Source organism: Rhodococcus sp. BL-253-APC-6A1W, assembly GCF_012843405.1.
GTDB lineage: Bacteria > Actinomycetota > Actinomycetes > Mycobacteriales > Mycobacteriaceae > Rhodococcus.
Genome location: NZ_JABAFB010000023.1, coordinates 1 through 8,114, shown reverse-complemented (window position 1 = coordinate 8,114; position 8,114 = coordinate 1). Strand labels below are relative to the sequence as shown.

Genomic DNA, 8,114 nt, shown 5'->3' with positions numbered 1-8,114 from the left:
ATCACCTGGAACAGCGGATGACGCGCCTGCGAACGCGCCGGATCGAGCACCTCCACCAACCGCTCGAACGGCACATCGGCATGGGCGAACGCATCGAGATCCGCCCGGCGGACCTCATCGAGGAACTCCCCGAACGACACCCCACCATCAACCGACGTCCGCAACACCAACGTATTGACGAACATACCCACCAGATCATCGAGCGCAGCCTCACCACGACCCGCAATCGGGGTGCCGATCGCAACATCGGAACTCGCACCCAACCGCGACAGCATCACCGCCAGAGCGGCATGCACGACCATGAATTCGGTTGCGCCACTGCGTCGGGCAAGATCGGTGATGCTCGCACGAACACGACCATCGATCACGAACCCATGCGAGGCGCCCCGGTAACTCGACACCACCGGACGAGGCCGATCCCCCGGCAACGTCGACTCCTCCGGCAGATCCGCCAAAGCACTGCGCCAGAACTCGGTTTGCCGCGCAAGCAGCGACTCCGGATCCGACTCGTCACCGAGAACCTCACGCTGCCACAACGTGTAATCCGCATACTGGACTTCCAAAACCGACCACCCCGGGACCGCGCCCGCAGCCCGCGCCGCATACGCCGTGACCACATCCCGGGTCAACGGCCCCATCGAGAACCCGTCGCCGGAAATATGATGAACCACCACAACCAGAATGTGCTCGTCCGGCGCGACCCGCAACAACCGCACCCGGATCGGAACCTGCTGCGTCACATCGAAACCGGTAGTCACAACCTCCGCGACACGTGCCGGGACCTCCTCGGCCGCAACAGTTTCCGGACGAACCTCGACCACGGCCTCCAATGGGGACAGGATCTCCTGGAAGCCGACCCCATCGACCTCCGGATACACCGTCCGCAACGACTCGTGCCGCGCCACCACATCCGACACCGCGGCCTGCAACGCGTCGACATCCAACGAGCCCGACAACCTGATCGCCACCGGAATATTGTTGACCGCCGACACCGGATCCAACCGGTTGAGGAACCACATCCGCTGCTGCGCCAACGACAACGGCACCCGGCCCGGACGTTCCCGCGCCGACAGCACCACACCCGGTCCCCCACCGGCCTCCGACACCCGCGCCGCCAGCTCCTCCACGGACGACGTCTCGAACACCACCGGCACCGCGACCCGATGCCCCACCCGCGCCGAGAGCCTCGCCACCAAGCGCGTCGCCGCCAAGGAATTACCGCCCAGATCCACAAACGAGTCATCCAGCCCGACCCGCTCGAGACCCAGCACCTGCGCCACCTCCGACGCCACCAACTCCTCCACCGGCGTCCGAGGCGCGCGATACTCCCGCACTTCGAACACCGGCTCCGGCAACGCTGCTCGATCCACCTTCCCCACGGCCGTCAACGGCACCGAATCGAGCACCACTACCAACGTGGGCACCATGAACCCCGGCAACATCTCGGCCGCAGCCGCACGCACCCGATCCCCCTCGAGCACCGCCGCCGGCTCCGGCACCACATACGACACCAACGCCGACTCACCCGATGGCAACGATGTCCCCACCGTCACCGCAAACCCCACACCGGGCAACGACGACAGCACCGCGTCGATCTCCCCCAGCTCGACCCGGAATCCCCGAATCTTCACCTGGAAATCGCTGCGCCCCACATACTCCAACACGCCGTCGGCACCACGGCGTACCAGATCTCCGGTCCGGTACATCCGCCCACCCGCACCGAACGGATCCGCGACGAACCGCGCCGCGGTCAGCCCGACCCGACCGTGGTAGCCCCGCGCCACCTGGGCCCCCGCCACGTACAACTCCCCCACCACGCCCTCGGGAACCGGCCGCAGACGCTCATCGAGCACGAAACAGCCCACCCCCGCGATCGCCGACCCGATCGTCACCGGCGCACCCGGCACCAACTCCCCCGAGCTCGCCAGGATCGTCGTCTCCGTAGGTCCGTACGCATTGAAGAACCGGCGGCCCTCGACCGCCCACCGCCGCACCAACTCCGGCGCGAACGACTCACCCGCAACCACCACCACACGCAACGAATCCATATCGGCCGGATCCATCGACCCCAAAGCGCCCGGCGTCATCAGCACATGCGACACCGCTTGCGTCACAATCACATCCGCCAGCTCGGCGCCACCACCGACACCTGCCGGCGCCACCACCACCGTCGCACCCGCCGAGAAAGCCACACCCAGCTCGAGCAACGACACATCGAAACTCGGCGAACACACATGCAACACCCGAGACGACGACTCCACCCCGAAATGCTCACGTTCAGCCGAAATCACGCCACCGACACCCGAATGCGATACCACCACGCCCTTCGGCCGTCCCGTCGAACCCGACGTGTAGATCATCCACGCCGCATCCGACGCCTCCAGCGAGCGCACCCGATCCGCATACGACACCGGCCGCGAGGACAACGCCTCCACCTGCGCGACCACCGACACATCGTCGACGGCAACCACAGGCACCGACCCCGCCACCGACGACACCGTCGGCACCGACGACCCCACCGACAGACACAGCACCGCGCCGGAGTCGGACACCATGAACTGCACGCGCTCAGCCGGATAACCCGGATCCACGGGCACGAAAGTCGCCCCCGACTTCGCCACCGCCCACAACACCACGACCGACAGCAGCGAACGCGGCACCGCAACCACCACCGCGTCGCCCGGTCCGACACCCCGACCGATCAGCCACCGCGCCCACCGCGACGACACCTCGTCCAGCTCGCGATACGACAACGATCCCTCGGCTGCGACCACCGCCACCGCGTCACCACGCGACTCCACCGCCGACACCAGCAACTGCGGCAACAGCACACCGCGCCGACCGTGCGCGCGGTTTCCTCGCGCCGGTCGCGGAGCACGTTCGGCACGTGGTGCCCGTTCGGGTCGCTGGCTATGTGCACCGGTACGGGCGCTTGCCGCGTCGCGGGACTCCGGACGTGCCGATCGAGATGCGTTCACCGGAGTGGCCTCGTTCGAACTGCCGTCGTGTCGTGACATGGAAAGCCCACACCCTTCGCTTCAGATAATTCAGTGGTCGCGCCCGTAATCGAACAAGCACTTCGCCGCCTCGAAACAGGCGACGCTAGTCGAAAGTAATCTTCCCGGTCCATCCCCGGAGCAAGCCCCGACGTTACCCGCAGTGCCTCCGGCAGTGCCGGATCCGGGCGACCGGTGGGGCCGAGGACGAATCGGCCCCACCGGAATCAGCCCAGGTCGGGAAGCTGGTACACGCGGTGCGCGGCACCCCACTCCTCCAGTGGTACCCCGGATACGTCGTCGAGCACGACGACGGCTGCGAGATCCTCGAGTGTCCCCGGTTCCAACGTGCCCAGCGACGCGCCCGGCAGATGGACGTGCGTCACCCACTGGCCGTACAGCACCCCGTCGAGGCCAGGACCCGATGTGGCGTCCGCGGGTACGACTACGACCACAGCACCTGTCGCGGTCACGACCAGGGGTTCGAGTGCCACGACCTCGATGTCGACACTGCCCACAACGGCGCTTCTGGACTCGTACGTCAGCCCGTACTTCTCACGCAGCGACCCGATACGGTCGATCAGTTCCTCGTTGGTGAACGTCTTCGATGCTGTGACGACTGCGGGGTCGTTCGCACCGACCTGCCTTATTCTGTCGCTGTACGTCACGGGATCCGACGGCAGAGCGGCCAGTTCGTCGCGCACATCCGGATCGTCGACGACGACCCGTTCACCACCGGGCGAGGAAACGCCGGTCACCGTGAGGGTCACCACAGATCCCTCCGGCTGGTGCGGCTTCTCTCCGCCGGGTTCGACCATGGCGAGGGCAGCGCCGGTCTTCACGACCGCCCATTGAGCGACCACCGACTCCACCGATCGAGGCATCGCGACCGCGACCACGTCGCCGGTGCCGATTCCGCGGCCTATGAGGAGCCTGGCGAGGCGCGACGAGCGCATGTCGAGTTCCCGATACGGGAGCTCGATGCCCTCGCCTCCCACCGACGGATCTGCCGGCACCGCCAGAGCGGACGCAGACGGATCCTCCTCGACCACCTCTGCAAGCACGGTGGCGAGTGTCCGCGCTCCGGTGTCGACGGCCACCGCGGAGGGCCCGGACTCGGCGACGAGACGGGCTCGTTCGTCCGCATCGACCAGGTCGATGTCGCCGACCGCCCGTTCCGGCTCGGTCACGAAAGAATCCAGCACGCGCACAAGCCGTTCCGCAATCTTTCCGATCTCCGGCTCGCCGAAGAACCTCTCGAGGTACTTGAACGTCAACTCGAGTTGTGTATCCGCAAAGGCCATCAGCGTGATCGGGTAGTGCGTCGCATCGTCGAGTCCCACATCGGTGATCGTCATACCGTCGAGGGATCCGGCCGCGTCGGTCAACGCTTCCCTGTCGATCGGATACGACTCGAACACCAGCAACGAATCGAATCCGATCGGGGTCCCGACCCGCTGCTCGATCTCCGACAGCCCGACGTAGTGGTGGTCCAGAAGGTCGGCCTGTTCCGACTGCACGCGGCGCAGCATCTCGGTTACGGGTTCATCCGGCTGGATCCGGACCCGCACGGGCAGTGTGTTGATGAACAGGCCCACCATCGTCTCCACACCCGGGAGGTCTGCGGGACGCCCCGAGACGGTCGCGCCGAACACGACGTCGGCATTACCCGTGATCCTGCCCAGCAGGACGCCCCACGCAGCCTGGACGACCGTGTTCACCGTGACGCCGCATTCGGTGGCGAGCGCGGTCAGCCGCGCTGTTCGGTCGGTGTCGACGAGGACCGACATCTTCGCCATCGTGTCGTTGTCCGTGTCCCGCTGGACCGGAGCGACAATCGTCGGTTCCGAGATACCGCCGATCGCCTCGGCCCACCTGTCCAGCGACGCGGCATGGTCCTGCTGCTCGAGCCACGCGAGGAAGTCCGAGTAGGAACGCGCGGGTGGCAGAGAGGCATGGTCGCCGCGCAGCACGTACAGAACCATGAGGTCCTGCATGAGCAACGGCATCGACCAGCCGTCGAGAAGGATGTGGTGGGCGGTGACCGCCAGGTGGTAGCGGTCCTCCTGCGACTTCACGAGCAGGAATCGGATGAGAGGCGCACGCTCCATGTCGAAACGCCGGGCCTTTTCCTGCGCCAGCAGCGCCGACACCCCGCTCCCACCGGCATCACCTGAGAGATCGCTCGCTTCGACGACCCGCCACGGCAACTCGACCTCGTCCAGAACGAGTTGCAGCGATCGGCCGGCCTCGTCGGTGACGAACACGGCCCGCAGATTCCTGTGCCTGTCGAGCAGGGCTTGTCCCGCGCCTCGCAGACGATCGGGGTCTACCTCACCGCCGAGTTCGAGGACCGCCTGCATCGTATAGACATCGGTGCGTTCGTCCGCCGTCATCGAAGCGTGGAAGAGCAAACCGGACTGCAACGGCGACAGCGACCACACGTCCGTGAGCGACGGGTAGCGCTGCTCCCAGATCTCGATGTCGCTCTGGTCGAGATCGACGAGAGGGAGATCCGACGGTGTCAGCCCACCGGCACCGGGCGAAGACCCGTACCGTGCAAGCGCATCGAGCGCTTCCAGCCAGTGCTGCGACAGTTCGTCGATATCGTCACGGTCGAACAACCCGGCTGGGAACGCGATCGTCGTATCGAGGCGCGTGCCATCGGAGCCGTCCGAGAACACAGCCTCGATATCGACGCTGACGTCGGCCGGAATCGCGGTGGACAGATGCACTTCCAGTTCGCCGAGGGCACCTGTCGGTGTCCAGACGGACTCGGTCGCGCCCTGCCCTGCGTCCGGGCGCGACCGCCGGTCCATGTAGCTGAAACGCACCTGCGGCGACCGCTCCACCGATGCCAGGCGATCCCGTGCCTCTGGATCGAGATGCCGCAACACGCCGAAGCCGGTCCCGCCGGCAGGAACGGCCCGCAACTGCTCCTTGACCGTCTTCATCGCCGCACCCATGGCCGGCCCACCCGCGAACGCCTCGTCGATATCCACACCGGCAAGTTCGACTCGCACCGGATACGCAGCGGTGAAGCAACCCACCGTTCGTTGCAGGTCGGCCCCGGCCACCGCGGTGTCCGCACGTCCGTCGGCCTCCAGCCGGACCAGCGCGGACGACGACTCCACACCACGATCGCGGCGCCAGCGCACCAATGCCAAACCGAGGGCCGTCATCAGGCCGTCGGTGACCGCGCCATTGAACAGCGCCGGCACCGAGGTCAGCAGCGCATCGGTGTCGGCGGCGGGGACGGACACCTCCAGCCGTTGCACCGTCGACGTCGTATCGACGGCCGGATCGAACGGTCTCATCCCCATTTCGGGATCCGGTCCGTCCAATGCGCGCTCCCACCAGGACAACTCTGATCTGTGTTCGGGTGCGACCTCGAGAACGCCGTGCGCCCACCGCCGCAGTGACGTGCCGACGGCGGGAAGTCGCGGTTCCTGTCCCGCGGCGATCTGCTCCCATGCCAGACCGAGGTCGTGAAGGATGATGCGCCACGAACCGTCGTCGACCACCAGACGGTGTGCGACAAGGAGCAGGATTCCCTTTCGCTCGCCCGGGCCGAAATCGAGCCAGACGAGACGCAGCATCGACCCGGCGTACGGATCGAGGGCCGTGAGAGCGGAGTCGAGGTGTGGTCGTGCGATCTCGGCAATCCGGGCATCGTCGGTATCGGCCGAAACCTCGACCCTGGCGAGCAGTTGCGCCGGATCGACGGTGCCTGCGCTGCGCACGCGCAGCATCGGTTCACCGTCGGCGCCACCTTCGAGGGCCGAACGCAGTGCATCGTGGTGATCCACCACGACGCCGATCGCGCGCTCGAGTGCATTCCGGTCGATATCCGACGGGATCTCCACGGCGACGGTCTGTGCGGCGTGGTCGAAGCCACCCGGCCGGCTCAGCACTTCGCGCATACCCGGCGTGAGCGGAACCTCGCCGATTCCACCGCCCGGCAACTCGTCGAGCGACGCGGGCCCGGTGCTCTCTTCCCACGTGGCCACTTCGGCGAGTCCCGCAACCGAACGGCGGCCGAACACGTCTCGCGGCGTGAAGTGCACACCTCGGGCCTTTGCCCGTGACACCAATTGGATCGAGACGATGCTGTCCCCACCGAGCGCGAAGAAATCGTCGGTCGCGCCGATCTTGTCGACATCCAGAACTTCGGCGAACACGTCCGCGATGACCTGTTCGATCCTGGACCCGGGCGCCCGGAACGCTGTCGCCTCGAACACCGGATCCGGCAACGCCTTACGGTCGAGCTTGCCGTTGATGTTGAGGGGCAATGCGTCGAGCACCACAAAAGCCGACGGCACCATATAAGCCGGCACACTCCGACCCAGCGCGAATGCAACCTCCCCGGTATCGAGATCGACACCCGGCCGAGACACCAGATACGCAACCACACGAGTACCCACACGCTCGCTGCCACGAGCAACCACCGCCACATCACGAATGCCATCCATCCGCCGCAGCGCCGACTCGATCTCACCGAGCTCGATCCGGAAACCACGAACCTTCACCTGGAAATCCGTACGACCCAAATACTCGAGCTCACCGTCACTCGTCCACGACACCAAATCACCCGTGCGGTACAACCTCTCACCATCACCCCACGGCGACGCCACAAACCGCTCCGCCGTCAGATCAGGCCGCGCGAAATACCCACGAGCAAGCTGCGCACCCGCAAGATACAACTCACCCGGAACACCCACCGGCACCGGCTGCAAACGCGCATCGAGCACATACAACCGGGTATTCCACTGCGGCGACCCGATCGGCACAGACACCACATCGGACACCTCGACAGTGTGATCGGTCACCGACACCGCAGCCTCGGTCGGACCGTAAAGATTGTCCAACCGCGCATCATTGCCGGCAAGGAACCGCTGAGCCGTGGACGCAGGCAACGCCTCACCGATAGCGAGCACCCGGCGCAGAGAAGACGGCAGAACACCATCCGAGTCCGTCATCAACGCCGTCAGCATCGACGGCACCACATGCAAAGTCGTCACACCCTCCGACGCGACAAGACCGTTGAGATACGCCGGATCACGATGACCGTCCGGCGCCGCAACAACGACACGGCCACCGGATACAAGCGCCGACCAG

Annotated in this window: 2 protein-coding genes; both read right to left on the bottom strand. The window is 66.2% G+C overall.

Annotation, left to right across the window (positions count from 1 at the left end):
- Nucleotides 1-2,831: amino acid adenylation domain-containing protein (locus HF877_RS20995; RefSeq protein ID WP_346765260.1), on the bottom strand; the 2,831-nt coding region annotated here is incomplete at its 3' end.
- 392 nt (nucleotides 2,832-3,223) lie between these two features.
- The coding region (locus HF877_RS20990) for a condensation domain-containing protein (RefSeq protein WP_169623134.1) at nucleotides 3,224-8,114 on the bottom strand (4,891 nt) is incomplete at its 5' end.